General features: G+C 43.9%; 12 protein-coding genes. All 12 read right to left on the bottom strand.

All coding sequences use genetic code 11. The features are described from left to right. Window positions 1-4: 4 nt before the first annotated feature. The 12 genes from OQX62_RS07990 to OQX62_RS07935 all read right to left on the bottom strand — a co-directional run bounded on the left by OQX62_RS07990 (window position 5) and on the right by OQX62_RS07935 (window position 16,974). On the bottom strand, window positions 5-3,046 hold the full coding sequence (locus OQX62_RS07990; RefSeq protein WP_265830941.1) for a SusC/RagA family TonB-linked outer membrane protein: 3,042 nt from the start codon (window positions 3,044-3,046) through the stop codon (window positions 5-7). Window positions 3,047-3,562: 516 nt separating this feature from the next. Continuing rightward, window positions 3,563-4,696, bottom strand: a complete 1,134-nt coding sequence (locus tag OQX62_RS07985) for a cytochrome-c peroxidase (RefSeq protein WP_265830940.1) — start codon at window positions 4,694-4,696, stop codon at window positions 3,563-3,565. Between the two features lie 4 nt (window positions 4,697-4,700). Then, a complete protein-coding gene (locus tag OQX62_RS07980; protein WP_265830939.1) occupies window positions 4,701-5,318 on the bottom strand; it encodes a hypothetical protein in 618 nt (205 codons plus the stop codon). A 17-nt stretch (window positions 5,319-5,335) separates the two neighbouring features. Next, complete coding sequence (locus tag OQX62_RS07975; protein ID WP_265830938.1) at window positions 5,336-6,769, bottom strand: RagB/SusD family nutrient uptake outer membrane protein; 1,434 nt, start codon at window positions 6,767-6,769, stop codon at window positions 5,336-5,338. Window positions 6,770-6,779: 10 nt separating this feature from the next. Further along, a complete protein-coding gene (locus OQX62_RS07970) occupies window positions 6,780-10,052 on the bottom strand; it encodes a SusC/RagA family TonB-linked outer membrane protein (RefSeq protein WP_265830937.1) in 3,273 nt (1,090 codons plus the stop codon). After that, entirely contained in the window at window positions 10,052-11,131 is a 1,080-nt protein-coding gene (locus OQX62_RS07965) for a FecR family protein (RefSeq protein WP_265830936.1), read from the bottom strand. Before OQX62_RS07965 ends, OQX62_RS07970 begins: the two co-directional genes overlap by 1 nt. Window positions 11,132-11,325: 194 nt before the next feature. Continuing rightward, window positions 11,326-11,859, bottom strand: a complete 534-nt coding sequence (locus OQX62_RS07960) for an RNA polymerase sigma factor (RefSeq protein ID WP_265830935.1) — start codon at window positions 11,857-11,859, stop codon at window positions 11,326-11,328. A gap of 34 nt (window positions 11,860-11,893) precedes the next feature. Then, the gene (locus OQX62_RS07955; RefSeq protein WP_265830934.1) at window positions 11,894-12,922 is read right to left on the bottom strand and encodes a hemin-degrading factor; all 1,029 of its coding nucleotides are present in this window, start codon (window positions 12,920-12,922) and stop codon (window positions 11,894-11,896) included. A 4-nt stretch (window positions 12,923-12,926) separates the two neighbouring features. Then, entirely contained in the window at window positions 12,927-13,715 is a 789-nt protein-coding gene (locus OQX62_RS07950) for a heme ABC transporter ATP-binding protein (RefSeq protein ID WP_265830933.1), read from the bottom strand. 77 nt (window positions 13,716-13,792) lie between these two features. Beyond that, window positions 13,793-14,839 (bottom strand): FecCD family ABC transporter permease, encoded by a 1,047-nt coding sequence (locus OQX62_RS07945; protein ID WP_265830931.1) that lies wholly within the window; start codon window positions 14,837-14,839, stop codon window positions 13,793-13,795. Beyond that, window positions 14,839-15,696 carry a heme/hemin ABC transporter substrate-binding protein gene (locus tag OQX62_RS07940; protein ID WP_265830930.1) on the bottom strand — a complete coding sequence of 286 codons (858 nt, stop codon included), beginning with the start codon at window positions 15,694-15,696 and terminating at the stop codon, window positions 14,839-14,841. Before OQX62_RS07940 ends, OQX62_RS07945 begins: the two co-directional genes overlap by 1 nt. Before the next feature lie 192 nt (window positions 15,697-15,888). Continuing rightward, window positions 15,889-16,974 (bottom strand): HmuY family protein, encoded by a 1,086-nt coding sequence (locus OQX62_RS07935; RefSeq protein WP_265830929.1) that lies wholly within the window; start codon window positions 16,972-16,974, stop codon window positions 15,889-15,891. Window positions 16,975-17,009: the final 35 nt, after the last annotated feature.

Raw genomic sequence — 17,009 nt, 5'->3', positions numbered from 1 at the left:
TAATTTAGAATCCAACATTTAAACCGAGAACGAATGAGCGTGTGCTTGGGTATAAATCCCTGCTGTCCACACCTGCTGCTAAACCAGTATCCTGTATAAAATCAGGATCATTACCAGAGTAACCCGTTATTGTTGCCAGATTCTGACCTGTTGCATATACCCTTATACTGCGTGCCCATTTATTGTCCAGCTTCAAATTATAACCTAAAGTCAGCTCGTCAATTTTCAGGTTAGCACCATTTTCCAGGTAATAATCAGAATACATATACGTATCGTTCAGTTGCGCATTTTTTGTAAAAGTCTCTTTCAGCAGGTTACCACTCCAGGTTTTATTACCATAAGTCAGCGCTGTGGTGTTCAGGATTTTATAACCGAACTTACCACGAAGAAAGATGCGCAGATCCCAGTTTTTATAATTGAAACTGTTGGTCAGCGATGCATAGAATTTAGGAATTGCATTTCCTAAAGGCTGCAGATCCGTCACGTCCTTGTCTTTTGAATTGTTAATCTGGTCATTTCTTACCGCTTCGCCATTTCTGTTATAAAACAACCATTTACCATCATCAGTGAAACCTGCGAATTTTTTACCCCAGAATTCACCTAGCTTTCCGCCTTCAAAAGTGATTACCGCATCACCTAAATCACCCGCACCACCTATAGCAGCAAAAGTTTTATAAGGAACTTTATAAGTATCATTTGAATAGGAGTCCAGCGTGTTCTTCAGCGTACTCGCGGTTGCATCAATGTTCCAGCCGAAATCTGTCGATTTAACAGCTGCATAACTTACCGCCATTTCTATACCTTTCGAAGAAATTGAACCGACATTGGTGATGATCCTTGGCAATACGTTTGACGGTTGCTGCGAAGTATAAGTATCCAGTAAATCTTTTGTTGTACGTTTAAATACGTCAATTGATCCCGTTAACCTGTTGTCGAACATTTTATAGTCCACCCCAATATTGATCTCTCTTTTGGTTTCCCATTTCAGGTCCGGGTTTGGATTTTTATCCGGACCATAGGTCTGATAGTATTCACCATCAGGATATAAATAGGTACCACCCGGACTCATCAATACGCGGGAGGCATTATTAGCTACACCACTGTTACCCGTAATACCATAACCTACTCTTAGTTTCAGGTAATTGATAAATTTGATATCCTTCAGGAAGTCTTCTTCCGAAAGATTCCATCCGGCAGAGATTGCAGGGAAATTACCCCATTTATTATTGGCACCGAATTTAGTCGAGCCTTCACGACGGAAGATGACCTGGGCCAGATATTTGTTATTGAATGAATAATTGATCCTTCCGAAAAAAGCGATGAGTGTGTTATCGAATTTCCCACTCTGCATCAGGCCTTTTCCTTTTGCCAGCAGACTACCTGTTTCCAGCCCATTCTCCAGCAGCTGATCATTCAGAAAACCTCTGTTTTCCATTCTTGATGATTCTTCCAAATGGTAACGGTAACTGTAACCACCTATCGCCGTAAAGTTATGTTTTTCATTAAAAGTTGTTTTGTACTGTAAAGTAGGCTCTACTGCAAAATCCTGAGACAGGAAATTTTCCTTGAAACCGAATCCACCACCAGGTGAATCAGAGTTTTCCTGGGAGTCTTCACTTGCTTTCAGCCTGTATCCCGAATCATTCCTGTCATCCCTCGTTACCGATCCGAAAATAGCGGCCTTCAAACCTTCGGTGATATCCAGTTCCAGTTTACCATCAGCAGAAGTGGTTTGTTGTTTTCTTTCATTCGTCTCCTGGCGTAATCTTGCATATTGATTGGTGCTGGTCCGGTCGAAGCGATAAGTCCCGTCCTCATTAAAATTTGATAAGGTCGGATTTTTTGCCATCTCATCTTCCCATCCGCTCCCGCCCAACAGGTTTGCCGTGTTGAAATTACTCGCCAGATTAAACTGCGCCGTTAAACGGTCATTGAATCCTTTCTGATTTACATTCAAACGCATGGTGTACTCTTTCCTGCCATTTTCAGCAGCAATGCCTTGCAAATCCCTGTAGTTCACACTCGCACGGTAACTGGTTTTATCACCACCACCATTGATTGATAAATTGTGATTTTGGGAGAGGTTGTCATGGTTAATCAGCTGATCATAAAAATCCGTCTGATGTCCGAAATCTGTTTGTTTGATTTCTCCCGAGGCTACTTTCTGACTGAATTCTGCCGGAGAAAGGAAATCCTGCCTGTTCTGCACATACTCTTTCCTTAAGTACGTGGAGTAGTTGAACTGCGGCGGACCAGCCTTACCTTTTTTGGTGGTAATAATAATTACCCCTGCATTGGCACTTGTACCATAAATCGCAGCACCCGAACCATCCTTCAGAACATCAATTGAAGCGATATCGTCCTGTTGCAATAAATCCGGATTACCACCCGGGATACCATCAATTACATATAATGGACTGGAGTTACCCGTAACCGTAATCGCACCCCTTAACTGGGTACTGATTCCTGAGTTCGGATTGGAACCACCAGTTCTGGTCAGCTGTAATCCCGGTACTTTTCCCTGGATCAGATCCAGCGGGTTTCTTGAACCACCCTGTCTGAAATCTTCTGTTCCCACATGCGTAACCGCTGAGGTCACCTCTTTCGAAGAGATTGTTCCGTAACCGATGCCCACTACCTGTACATCTTTCAGGGTAGTCGCGCTTGGTGCCAGCTGGATGTTTAACATGGTCTGGGTGCCTACCGGTACTTCTTTTGGCGAATAGCCGATAAATGAAAATACCAGGATGGCTGTGGCGGAAGGCACTTTAATACTGAAGTTACCCTGACCGTCGGTAGAAACACCTGTCTCCAGCCCTTTGATTTTAACACTTACACCTGGCAGTGGTAAGTTTTTTTCGTCTTTAACTGTTCCTTTGATAATGATATCTTCATTCTGATATCTTTTTAGCTGATTAACGGGACTGATGATACTGTTCAGCCTGGCAGCATTTGCATTTTCTGCGTCGAAACCCAGACTTAATAGTGCAAAGCTGACCATCAACACCGGACCTGGCTTGATTAACTCGGTAATTTTTCTATTCATGATTGTTTGTTAAGGGTAGATGATGCAGCAACAGCTGATAAACAGGTTTTTTCTCCCGTAAAAAGGGCGCCTGCAGGGTATTTATGAGTACATTATTTCTTTTCGCCATTTGGTTAGCTAACAAATACAAATAATACTTTTGTGTAAATTATTACACTCGTAGGGATAGTTATTCCAAACGATTACCTAGATAGTTAATGTAATAGGAACGCTGCATTAGGTAAAATGTTTTAGCAAGGTAAATTTGCGCTATAGAAATAAACAGGGACACGTATAACAATAGTTAAATCTCCTGCACAAATAATCAATAAATATTTTTATTGATATAATTTACTATTCACTATCAGACAGTGACTTATAGTAGGTAATATTTAAATTGCAAATTGTCTGCTCAACCAAATCTGCGGAAAGAAAATAAGGTGATTTTTTATGCAAAAAAAAGCCAGGATCATCATATTTTATGGTGATCCTGGCGCTGATAAGCGCTAACAATTCCGCAAATCTGTGTGTAAATTCTTATTCAGCCGGGAGCTGAGGCGGGAACATCTTTTGCACACTGGTACTAATCGATTTAAGGAATGCCTCTAACTGCTGTCTTTCTGTTAGCGTCAGGTTGAGCTTACGGAGTAAAGGTGATGCCGGGTTACGTAATGAATCCGGCACTACAGCGCTTCTCGATATCCTGATCTGATTGCCGAGGTTATACAATTCAATTACATCTCTTAAAGAAGGAAAGTTCCCGTTGTGCATCCAGGGACCTGTAATGTTGGTCTCTCTTAAAGATGGAGTCCTGAAAGCACCAATATCTTTTAAATTATGGGTCAGGTTATACAATCCGCGGTCTTCCATTTTGGAACCCATCAAAGCCTGCCCGTCATTATGAAACCGGTTATCACTAAATAGCGGCGTATTGTGGCAATTGATACATCTCGCTTTGGTACGGAACAAATGTAAACCCATCAGTTCATCATCTTTCAAGGCGGTTTTATTGCCTTTTACAAAGGCATCAAAACGGGTGGAGCGACTCACCACGCCGCGCTCGAAGGTGGCGATGGCCTGCTGGATTTTATCCAGTGTAACGGTAGCATCGCCAAAGGCCGACTGGAAAAGGGGCTGGTATCCTTTGATACTTTTGATATTTTTCACCATCACCGTCAGGTCCTGGTTCATCTCCACATGATCCTGCACAGGAAAGGCCGCCTGTGCTTCCAACGAGGATGCGCGGCCATCCCAGAATAACTTTTCATAAAAAGCAGTATTCAGAATCGTCATCGCATTGCGCTTACCATTTTGCCGGTCATGACCATAAGCCACCCTCCTGCCATCTCCCCAGCCTAACTCAGGATCATGACAAGAAGCACAGGCAATCTGTTTGGAGAGCGACATTCTTGGATCAAAAAACAGGATTTTCCCCAGCTTTTCCTTTTCCTTCGAATAAGGGTTTGCCGCTGGATATTCCGGTTTACCCAAGGCACCAATATCCCTGAACCCCACTCTTGCCGCCGCATCCAGATGTGCTTCCGGCCATTTTGCAGGATCTCCACTATACAAGTCGCGCAACCGGGCAATTGTATATTCTTTATCCTGCAGAAAACCTGTAGATAAGATAAATGCACAACATACAGCGCTGATCAATAACAATCTCTTCATTCGCTTAGTTCAGGGTTAATGCAACAGTACTGATCTTGAACTTCACTGTCTGACCAGTCCCGCCTATGTCTGTTTCATCATAAACGACCTCCAGATCTATGAGTTTAGCCGTTTCGTCATAGGTGCCACCCCCGCTGATGCCGATCCGGAACGTTCCTGCATTGGCGGTTTTCGTGAGTACAACATCCTGCTTGCGAATCCTGACGATACCCGTTTTTGCGCCATCAAAATCCGGAAAAAACTGCAGCACTTTATCTGCATTGATTCTGGCAGTTTTGATATTCGTTCCGCCCAACTGGCCTGCATATAATCTTACCATATCAAACAGCGGCACTCCACTGTCGGCTACATAAGGATTGGTAAAGCCCATGTAGCTGCTGTCATCTGCTGCTATTGTAGGGTAATGTCCAACAATTCTGCTGGTCCATTTCAACGTAACAGGATCATAACGATAAATGAACAATTGATAAAATGCCGTGTTCTGGTAAAAGGTCGCAATTGCCGAAGATGAGGGGACCGTTACCGGCACATCAGGATACAAATCTTCTTTAGCAGCCGGTTCTTCTTTTTTGCAGCTGGTCAACAGCACCAGTGCACATAATAACATATATAGTGTTTTCATATTACGTTTCATATCAATTAATATCCTGCATTCTGAGCGACGTTTCTGTTTGCGCTGACCGTGATAAATGGCAATGGCATTACCAGACGATAGTCGTCAGGCAATAAATTACAATTTGGTCCCACGCAATCTACCCGGGTTACCCCAAGCTTCTTCCGCGTCAGGTCATACAACAGATTTCCTTCAAAGGCCAGCTCTTTTCTGCGTTCCAGCATAATTGCATTGATCAATAGAGACTTATCAGTAAAATTCAAAGTTGTGGCCGCCGGGTTTGCTCTTTTTGCAATTGTATTCAAATCAGCATTCGCTACTGTAAAATCAGGTGTGCCCTTCTCTGCAGCAGCTTCTGCCCTGATCAGGTAAATCTCCGCTAACCTTAACAGTTTAACCGGCGCAGCACTTCCACCAGTGGCGCTATATTTTTTCGTATACCAATAATTGATTCCATTTGTCGCCAGTCTGTTAAACAATGAGGTACTCCCTCTTACATCCGTTGCAGCATACAAATTCAGTAAATCGTTTGTTGCGGCATAGGCGCGATAGGTATTGTCTTCAATACTGTAATACGATCCTAAACTAGTTCCGTTGTAGATGAGTTCCAGTGGCACCTCAAAAATAGATTCTGATGAGGGCACACGACCAGTCCAGCTGGCTACATAATTCGCATTGGTGAGCAAAGTATATTGATTACTTTTGATGATCTCATCGGCCAGTGTGAACGCTTTCTCCCAATTATTGGCATACAGATATACCTTTGATAATAAAGCCTTTGCCGAATTTGCTGTGAAGTAATTTTGCACATAACCAGAGGACAACACACCGCTGTTAGCCCCGTCAAAAGCAGCAATTGCCTCTTCCAGATCGTTGATTACCGCCTGAAAAGATTGGGCAACTGTCAGCCTTTCCGCAGAAAGGTCGCCCAGCAGTCGCGGTTTCAGGTTAATCACAATTCCCGGGTGCCCCGCAGCTGGGGTATAATTGTAAGGCCTTGCAAAAATCCGCAGCAGATCAAAATGCGCCAGTGCGCGCAAACATTTAGCTTCCGCAATGATCTTGATCTTATCAGCACTCTTCCCTTCCGCTGAAGGGGTATATTGTAAAATATTATTGATATTGTTCACATCCTCATATAACTCGGCATAAGTCGTATTCATTTGCGAGTCGGACGCTGTCTGTATCCCGTTGTAAATACCCTCAAGCCTGATATTTGTGAGCTGACTATATTTGATATTTCCACCATGAAGGTCCTGGTAAACCATCGTGTTCAGCTGATAACGCTCACTCGCCAATAAGGAGCTATATGCCCCTGCAAGGGCAGTTTTTGCACCTGCTACATCCTTGAACAAATCTTCGATGGAAATTTTATCAGTAGGATCTTTGTCGAGCAGTTTTTCGCAGCTAGTTAAGCTTAGCAATGCGAAAAGGAATAATAGTGTTGTATACAATTTCATCTTATTTCAATTAAAGTCCAATTTTGATTCCGGCAATAAATGCCATTGTTTCAGGATAAACAAACCTTCTTTCGGCTACACCATTCCTGCCTTTCGTGCCGCCATCCTTATAAATGTATAACAGGTTATTGGCATTCGTAAAGATGCTGGCACGTGATAAATGGAGTTTTGCAGCTAATTTTTCAGGAAGCTGATAGCTGAAAGCAATATTAGACAGCTTCAGGTAACTCGTGTCATACACAAAACGTGAAGAGTTTGTTACTACATTTCGGTTGACCATCAGTTGCGGAATGTCAGTGACATCACCCGGTTTCTGCCATCTGTCCAGCAGGTTAGCACTCTGGTTCCTGTTAGAAAGATTACGGCCATCACTTTCATCGGCTATATTGAACAATTCGGATGCACCGTAGCTATAAATAAGATTGAAAGTGAAAGTGTAATTTTTGAAGGTGAAACTGTTCACCATCCCCCCTTGAAAATCAGGAAGTCTGTCGCCTAACACGGTTGTACTGGTCAGGGGAAGCGCCTGAATTTCTTTGGCAGACAGTAACGTTCCATCCGGACCATAAAATTGTTCCTGTCCATTATCAGGATTAACTCCTGCTCTTTGGTAACCATATATTGCATTTACACTGTTTCCAACCTTGAAGCCCATTCCGGTATCTGCCGTGCCAAATAAGGAGCCCATATCATTGTTGTAAGCCAGTAAGGTATTTTCATTTGCACCCAGGTTCCATGCAATATTCCAGGCGAAATTACCGCGCTGCAGGGCATTCGCATTTATTGTCAGTTCAAAACCTTTGTTACGCATCTTGCTGGTATTCGCAGAGATCCTGCTGAAGCCGGTTTCCAGGGGCACATAAACCGAAGAAATCAGGTCATGCACCGTATTGCTGTAATATTCAGCTGTTACCTGCACCTTGTCATACAAAGTAAAGTCCAGTCCAAAATTGAGCTTCAAGTTCCTCTCCCATCCCAGATCAGGGTTGGGCGCACCGTTAAGGTCGGGCGTAGAGATCACATTTCCATTATAGGTAGAACCAGAATTGGTACCAAAGCTGTATAAACCACGTGCAGAGTAATTACCTATCCGCGAATTTCCTGTTGCGCCATAAGTAGCCCTGGCTCTCAAAAAGGTCAGTGTTTTATTGTCTTTTAAGAAGTCTTCTTTGGACAGGATATATCCAAAACCGGCAGAACCATTTAAGGCTACCTGTTTATCTCCACCAAAAATGGATGATTTATCTGCCCTGATATTAAATGTTGCATAATACTTTTTGTCAAAGTCGTACCCCAGTTGCGAATAATAAGATACTGTTGCATTCGAAGACTTAGACGAAGACGATGTCCTTACTGAAGCAGTGCTGAGTGTACGCAGCCTGTCGAATGTAAATCCATTACCTCCCCCTCTCAGCAGTTCTGTATTTGTATCCTCTGCCTGGCTGCCTACCAGGAAATTGATGCTATGTTTGTCAAATGTCTTATCATAAGTTGCCTGCAAAAAGCCGATATAAGAAAGGTAATTCCTGTCATAAATGCTTAATCGCCCGTTCACGGTAGCACCAGTTGCATTCAGCGCAGAATTGTACTGTGTTTGTTTGTTTTGGTATGACTCTGCACCCAGCGTACCAGAAATGGTGATGTCTGGCGTAATCTTATAACTGGCATTAGCCCTTGCCATCATCTGCAGCCCCTTATTACTGTTTTCATTCTGTGCAGTTACAGCCAGCGGATTTGCCAATCCTAAAAACTGTGAATAGGTCCCGTCAGTGTAGGGTTCCAGATTGGGTGGCATGATGATAGAGCCGTAACTCGACATCGTATTGCTATTGGTATAAGTCGGACTAAAGTTAAAGCCTATTTTAAATTTGTCATTCACTTTATGGTCCACATTCAGGCGCAGGTAAAACTTTTTTAAATCATTACCCATAGCACTGGTCTGCTGATTTCTGTAACCGGTAGAAAACCTGAAAGTTGTTTTATCAGAACCTCCGGAGATGTCCATATTCGCATTATTGTACACCGCATTTCTTGTGGTCAGATCCAGCCAGTCTGTATCAGTCGTTCTGCTGCCCGACACCTGTGCTGCCTGTGTGGCGGACATCCCGCCGTTGATCAGCGTTTCTCTCAATAAACTGTAATATTCAGGCCCGCTCAGCCATTGATATTTATTGATAAAAGTATTTACCCCGGTATCATAATTAAAGTTAAACCTGGTTTTTCCGGCATCGCCTTTTTTAGTAGTAATGATCACCACACCATTCGCCGCATTGGCTCCATATAAACCTGAAGCCGTGGCATCTTTTAAAATAGAGATACTTTTGATATCATCAGGATTGATATTAGATAAAGGATTCAGGTAATCTTCTCCATTAAATTCGGAACTTTCATTTCCGCGCTGCTGTTCGTACACCGGCACGCCGTCCACTACAAATAGTGGTTGAGAAGAAGTGGTGCGCGATGCGCCAATCGTAGGCAATGAGCCCATTCCCCGGATGTTAATTTTCACAGGAGTATTCAGTGTAGTATTCGTTTCTACCTGCACACCCGCTACCAATCCTTCCAGTAATTTATCAAAACTTTCTATTGGACGGTCTACTTGTAAGGCTTTTGCAGAGACAGAAGAAATACTTCCCACTACTTCCTCACGACGTTTATCTGCCGTATAAGAACCGGTAACGACTACCTCGTCCATACCAAACACATCATTTTCAAGGATGACATTGATGAAAGTCTGACGCCCGAGTATCACTTCTTTGCTTTTCATACCAATATAACTGAATACGAGAACGTTGTCATCAATCTGATCGCCATTTAGTTTTAAGGTGAACTCGCCTTCACGGTTGGTCACCACTGCTTGTCTGGTACCTTTTCTGATCACGTTTACACCAGGAATTGGGTTCCCGGATGCTGCTTCTGTCACTACTCCTGTCACCATCCTGAATGGTCGCAGGCCGGCGGCAGATTTACGTACAGCAATGTATTGTCCGTCTACCTTAAATTCAATACCCAGTTTATCAGATAAAGCTTTTAATAAGGCATCTAACGTCGATGAAGAGCTGATGGTAATACGGTCATTGATATTGATCTGTTTTTCGTCGTAATTGAAATGATAACCTGTCTGGCTTTCTATATCTTTTAATACGTTGCCGAGACTGATCCCTTTTACATTTACTTTTGCCCGGGTTTGCCGGGGACTTTTCAATTGTGCTGAGCTACTATAAGGAAGAGCTAATAAAATAAGGAGGAGGTAGAATAAAAATGGATGGTAAGGTTGCTTCATTATTTATCTGTAAGAATTATGGTGTGATTTGTTTGTTTGTATCCGAGATTTTTAGCAAAACAGATACTTTTGATGATCGTCAGGTAATCTGATTTAGTGAATTGTCCGGAATAGTTCCAGTCCTGTGCGCGGCTATGGTCTTTCAATTCTATGCCATAGCTGTTTTTGAATTTTGAGGCGATGTCTGCAAAGGATGCATGCCGGAACAATACGGTGCCCGATTTCCAGGCGGTGGTCTCTTCTGCGTTAAAGATGCTGCGCTGAACGCGATGGCTGGTTTTTGAATAGGTAAGCATCTCTGAAGGCTTCAATAAAACCCTGTCAGCTTTCGGATCTGCTGCAAATGCAACACTGCCTTCAACCAGTGCCACAGCTGTTTGTTGCGTGGTATAAGCGTTAATGTTGAATTTCGTTCCCAGTACGGTGGTTTTTGTACCGTTGGCCATTACGGTGAAGGGCCGGGTTTTGTCTTTGGCGACTTCAAAGAATGCTTCTCCCGTCAAACTCACGTCCCTCCTGTCTTTTTCAAAATGTTCAGGATAGCTGAGCGTACTGTTTGCATTGAGTGAAACGATGGTACCATCTGCGAGTGAGATGATTTTTATCTTTCCATAATCATTATGGATGCTGACGTATTCAGATTTGATACTTTTGACCGGTTGTTTATAAAAGTATAAACCGCCTAAGGTCAGCATCAACACCATACTCGCCGCTACAGCAGCAAAGATCCAGTTAAATGCTTTTAGGGTCGGCCGCTCTTCACTCGAATCATCTGGATGTACTCCGAGGTGATGATCAGGATGGATCTGTACCGCTTCATGAGCATAGCGCTCATCATCAGCTACCGCCTCCAGAAAATCATCGAACCTGCTAAACGCAATTTCCTGTTCCTGCACGGTAGGTCTCAAATGCGCAACGGCTAGTAAACGTTCTGCAGTTAATACTTCATCCAGTTTTTCCGGATGGCGACTAATCCAGTTGGTCCAGTAAGCAACAGCTTTTTCATCTTTTTTCAAATAATAATTGATGAAAGACTCATCAGCGGCAAACTCTTCTGCGTTAAATAATTGATGATCCATATTCCTGCATTTGTTAAATTGATCCGGCCCTTTATTTGGATCAATTATTAACTAGAGTCAGAAAGCTGAGTTTTTTACCAGTTTTTTTGAAGAAATATTTAAAAATTAGTGATTTAATCGCAAAACCGCCCTGCATATCAATACAGGGCGGTTTCTGTGCTATACTATTATAATCTACCTCTTGCTTTTCCTGACTACCTCAGTGCAGTTCTCAGTGTACTCAACGCGATAAAGATATGATTGTATACTGTTCTCGGTTTCAGTTTCAGCGTAGTTGCAATCTGCTCATAACTCAGCCCATCATAAAACTTCATTTTAACGATGCTGCGCTGCATTTTAGTCAGCTGATCTAATGCTGCACCAATCTTTATCCGGCGCTCCTCACCTTCCTGCGACTGGATCAGGAGAAACTCGTAGGACTGGTCGCCCTCCATCTCTCTGGTCTGCTCCTCATCCCATGCTTCCAGGTTTTTGCTCTCGGCAATTTCTTTGAACAGCCTGTTTCTGACACAAATCTTCAGGTAACTCTTGATATACACCACCTCAGTGATCGTTTTACGCCTGAGCCAGATTTCACAAAATACCTCATGCAAACAATCCTTCACCAGATCTTTATCCGCTATAATCCTGAAACCATAAGCATACAATTCCTGAAAGGATTGCTGATACAACATTTTCATGGCATCAGCATCCCCATTACGTATGTTACGCCATATATCAGGATCCATGAAAGTGCATATGTTTTACTATCATATCAGACAACTATGCAATAATAGCAATTTCATTTACAAATAAACGCCAGCTCTCATTTTCAGGAATGCCTGGTTTACGCTTTCCAAAAAACTGAACAATGATTGCTCCTGTTTCGTCGAACACTTCTATGCTCGTAATAATACCATCGTCGGTTGGCTTTTTAACCAGCCATACAGAGGCGATTGCGTCTTCACGCAAATGCATATTGAAGTCGGGATCCAGTACATTGAACCATGGACCGGTCTGCAATAACTTTTTGATCAGCCCTGTGTGAATCTGGATACAACCGGCACTGCCTGTAAAGACCATGATCTCCAGATCAGTTTCTGCAGCTTTATGCAAAATAGATTTGAGCGAATCCGTAGTGATTTTTACTGCATGCCCTTCCGGTGCCAGTCTTAAACCCTGTGTCCGCGTTACGCCGAACTTTCTCAGCATGCCGTGGAAATCATGCGTATCTTTCAGCGTCATCCAGTTTTCTTTAAAACCTGCAGCATCGATTTCAGTATCTGCTTTCTCTACCATCTCTTTTTTGCTGAGGTCAATCAGTAAAGGTGTCTGCTGATCTTCGGCCCTGAAGAAATCAACCAACACCTCATAAGCCGCCACATCACTTTCTTCCAGCAGGTAGATCTTATGCACCGCTTCACCGTCTTTCGCAAAAAACTGCAGACTTTTACGGCCGTTTTCATCTACTGCGAAGGCAGAAGACCACACGCTCATAAACAATCTCAGGTCAATATCCGGATTCACTGCAAGGCCCATCGGACCAGTAAAGGTTACGTTTTTATACACACCTTTACGCTCATGCACGCAATAGTCGTTGCGCGTCAGTGCCATCACCTTACCTAAAGCTTCCACCCCTTGTAAAATCCCCTGAAAATTGTCCGTTAAACGCGTAACTGTTTCACCCAGACCAGTAGCCAGTAATTCTGCTTCAGTACTTCCCAATGTTTTGGCAGCATCTCTTATTCTTAATTTTGGTTGTTCCGCCCTCAGCGTTTCCCATTGTTTTTTCAATTCTACTATCTTTTCCATGTTATCAATTTATGTTTGATGTCGCCGGAATAACCAGCGGACAACTATAACCTTCACAAGGCATCAACTTCACGTTAATACTAAAGGTCTCATGTATATTTTCACAGTTAATTACTTCAACAGGCGCACCCATCGCCACTTTCCGGCCCTCTTTCAGCATCAGGATTTTATCCGCAAAGCGTGAGGCAAAATTGATATCATGCAGAATACAGATCACGCAATATCCGCGGTCTGCCAAACTCCTGGCCAGCTCCATGACCTGTTGCTGGTAACGCAGATCCAATCCGTTTGTCGGCTCATCCAAAAACAGACAGGCATCTTTGCAATCGTAAATCTGTGCCAGCACCCGCGCCAGCTGTACACGCTGCTGCTCACCGCCGGAAAGGGTATTGTAATCACGACCCGAAAGATGTGTAATGCCCGTTTCTACCATCACCTGTCTGACAATCACCACATCTGCTTCCGAAGGATACTGGTCAAAATGCGGATACCTGCCCATCATTACCAGTTCATGCACTAAAAAAGAGATGGAGATGGTATTCTGCTGCGAAAGTACGGCGCGCTGTTTTGCCAGTTCGGGCAATTTGTAAGATTGCAGATCGCAGCCGCGGAAGTAAATCCGGCCACTTGTCGGATTAATCTCCCGGCACAGCAATTTCATCAGCGTACTCTTGCCTGCACCATTTGCACCAAGGACTGCCAGAAGCTCGCCCGACTTCACTTCAAAACTCAAGTCATGCAGCAATTCTTTTTTTCCAATACGGTATGTCAGTTCCCGGATTCCTATCATCATATCTGTTCATTTATCACAATTGTCTGTCAGGTGATGAAAAATCATCCGCTGCATCCTCATGATGCCCGTTAAGCTTATTATATCTTTGTTTTATTTCGCTCTGTAATAATGATATACAAAAATACAGGTGTTCCAATCAATGCCGTTAAAATTCCGATGGGCAGCTCCGCAGGTACTACCATTGTCCTGGCCAGTAAATCCGCGAGCGATAACAACGCGGCACCCAGTAATGCAGATCCCGGGATTACCAGCCGGTGATCCGAGCTGAAAGTCATCCTCAAGATATGCGGAATAATCAGCCCGATAAAACCGATTACGCCCGCAACAGCTACCGAGGCACCCACAGCAATCGTTGCCAGTACCATAATGATCCGCTTCACCATCACTACATCCACTCCCATGTGTAATGCCTGTGCATCACCCAGGGACAGTGCATTCAGTGATTTAGCTAAAAAAGGAAGGCCAAATACCGGAATCAGGATGAAGGGCAATATCCCCGTCACCGTTTCCCAGCTTGCCCCGCCCAGGCTACCTAAACTCCAGAAGGTAATGGTCCGCAGCTGCTCATCATTCGCCAGGTAAGTCAGCAGTCCGGTAAAAGCTCCGGCTAAAGCATTGATTGCTATACCAGACAGTAACAAGGTAGTAATTATAGTTTTACCATTTCTCATCGACAAACGGTAAACGATGACTGTAGTTAAACAGGCACCCACAAATGCCGCCACTGAAAGCGCGTAAAAACCCAGCATCCCCGTCAGCTTTTTGAAAATACTGATCTCCATCACAATCATGGAGACCGCGAATAAGGTTGCGCCGGATGAGATTCCGATCAGTCCGGGTTCCGCAAGCGGATTCCTAAATAATCCCTGGATTCCTGCACCGGAAACACCCAGTCCTGCGCCGATCAGCATGCCCAGCATCACCCTCGGCAACCGGATGTTCAGCAATACCGCTGCCTGTTGTGATTTGAAACCGGTACCATCTCCCAAGCCTGCCTGGTTTTCCAAAATGGCCAGCAGTTCCGGTAAGCTGATTTTTACCGCCCCTGTGCAGGACGATAATACCATTACCGCTACCATCAGCAGCAGGAGAAACAACAATGTTACACCTGTTTTTTTATTCACTATAACTTACCCGCTAACTCTTTAATTGCAATTCCTAACCTGGGACCAAAGCTGCTCAGCAACTCGCCATCCATTTCAATAATCTTTTTGTTCTTGCCTGCACTGGTTTCTTTAACACCCTGTACTTTAGCCAGTCCCTCTGCCCCACCTAAACTTTGTAATCCGCTGCTGAATAACAGAATCACATCCGGATTCGCTTTTACCAATGCTTCGGCAGTCAGCGGTTTATAGTCGGCAAATTCAGTAATCGCATTGCGGCCACCTGCCAGCTCAATTGCTTTTGCTACCTGTGTGCCTGTGCCGCCCACCATCATTGTGCCCGTACCACGCGCATAAATAAACAGTACTTTTGGCTTCCTTACCTGGTCGCTCGCCGCCGGCACTTTTGCGAAATCAGCGTTTAAAATTTTCACCAGTGAATCCCCTTTGGCCGATTGGTGCAGGCTGTCTGCCAGGGTATGAATTAAAGTTTTTGTTCCCTCAATCGAGTATTCCTGATCCAGCAACAATAATTTAACCCCGGCAGCTTTAAACTGTGCTGCCAAAGCTGGTGTAACTTCTTTTTTCAATCCCACAACAAGATCCGGCTGCAGTGCCATCACCCCTTCAGCGTTGATGTTTTTGTTATGTCCAACCTTAGGTTTCGCTTTCAGGCTTTCCGGATAACTGCTGGTCACGTCAGTACCCACAATATTTTTCTCAAGGCCGATTGCCGCAATCACTTCACTCAGTGCACCGTTCAGGGAAACGATTTTCGTGCTGTCCGGCAAAGCTGCAGATTCAGCGGTTTTGTTTTTGGTATTACAGGCAGATAGTCCCATGACGAGGGCTGTTGCTGCTAATAGGTTCAATTTCATGTTTCGTATTTATTTATATCATTCAGGCAGCGATTGTCTTGCTGGCAGCGATCATCCTGCTCCGATGAGCAAATCCGGGCTATCGCCGGTACGCGGATGATCATTGCATTCAGCCGGCAGGGTTTGAAATTTAAAAGGCGACTCCCAAGAGCAATTGGAAGCCGACCTTTTTCACAACAAAAAAACCAGGTTTTATGCTTTTTTAACTAATTTGTACTCAATAACCGGTTTACCACGCACACCCCCATCAGTGTTGGTGTAGCTCACAAACTTCAGTTTGTATACATTTCCGGAACCATCTTTCACTACGTAAAAACGATCAGATAATACAGTTCCAACGGTAGTTGATGGTGGCGCACCGCCAGTCACTCTCCATTTACTGCCAATTGCTTCTCTTGTATTCAGGAAGGTCAGACCAGCAAGGTTTGCCTCTTTGAAATCGGCATAAGTAGTACCCGAAGCCACCAGTACTTCCGCAGCAGTTACGCCACCAGCAAAGTTGATCAGCACTAAATCTGAGTATGGATATGGTGTTGTTGCATTTGCTTTGTAGGTTGACATTCCCCATACAATGTCCCATTCTGCTTTTACCGGCTCTACATTTAATGCACCGGTCACAAATGAAGCATATTTGAAGTTGTAGTTTGCATCTTTAGCGATGCTTAACGTTTTGAAAGTTGTTTCATTGATTTTAGCATACTGTAAAGTGTATCCGTTTCCGTTTGCACTGCGCAATACGCGGATTTTCTGCCATCCCCTGTTTTCCCCAGCAGCTAAACCAGCAGTACCACGGTTTACGATATAGACTTTGTTTTCTGCCTCTGTAGCTGATATAGGTGCAATCACCGTTCCGCCCAGATAAGTAGATAAACTGCCATCCACGGCATCAACGGCAGTCATTGTGCCCTGACCCTGACCCAGCAATAATGGGGCAATCAAACTTACTGTGTCTGCAGCCGTAACTGTTGTCAGATCTGTTTTGTTCAATACGATAGCCGTGGCACCCACGCTATGGTTCAGGATCACTCTCCAGTCCGCACCACCGTAAAAACCAAGATCCCATGAGCCACGTGCAACAGCAGTCTGTTTGTCCACACTAAAATCTACAAAAACACTATTTCCTGCACTGGATCCTGCTTCAGCACCTATCAGGCCATTTAAAGTAAGCGTATTTCCGTCAGATGCCGGAATTTCAACGATAGGATCGCTATCTTTTTTACACGCGGTGAAAGCAGTAGCGATGCATAACAGGGCGATCAGTTTAGTAAATTTGTTCATGGTTTTTATAATCTATGTTTGTTAATTTATATCCT

The organism is Pedobacter sp. MR2016-24, from assembly GCF_026239655.1.
GTDB lineage: Bacteria > Bacteroidota > Bacteroidia > Sphingobacteriales > Sphingobacteriaceae > Pedobacter.
The sequence above is the reverse complement of the archived record's forward strand: the minus strand, read 5'-3'. Positions and strand labels throughout refer to the sequence as shown.